Below are 531 nucleotides of genomic sequence, written 5' to 3' on the forward strand. Positions count from 1 at the left end.
ATTTCATGAGGCGGGCAACAAGGTTGTCGTCGCAGGGCGGCGCAAAGCGTTGCTGGAGCAGATCGCGGCCAATCATCCGGGCATCGAGGCTATTGAGCTCGATGTAGCCGATGCTACGTCCGTTGCCCGGGCAAGTGAGTTATTAGCCGCGCGTTATCCCGACCTGAATGTCGTGATTAACAACGCGGGCATCATGCTGCGCGAAGATGCGATGGCTGCCGATTCACTTATGGCTGCGGAAGAGACCGTCGCGATCAACCTCTTAGGCACCATTCGGATGAGCTACGCTTTCTTGCCGCAACTTGCGAAACAGAAAGACAGTGTCCTCATCAATGTCAGCTCCGCATTGGCATTTGTTCCATTCCCCATAGCGATGACATATAGCGCCACCAAGGCAGCGGTTCATTCGTTCACCGAAGGTTTGCGCGTGCAACTCGCCAACACCTCCGTACGCGTGGTTGAACTGGCGCCGCCTGGTGTACAAACGACGTTGTTCGGCGATGAAATCGACGAGCATGCTATGCCTCTGGA

Annotated in this window: 1 protein-coding gene; it reads left to right on the forward strand. The window is 55.7% G+C overall.

What is annotated here, in order from left to right:
* The coding region (locus AB4Z23_RS28140; RefSeq protein ID WP_441361264.1) for an SDR family oxidoreductase at positions 1 to 531 on the forward strand (531 nt) is incomplete at both ends.

The sequence above is a fragment of the Agrobacterium sp. MCAB5 genome, assembly GCF_052114365.1.
GTDB lineage: Bacteria > Pseudomonadota > Alphaproteobacteria > Rhizobiales > Rhizobiaceae > Agrobacterium > Agrobacterium tumefaciens.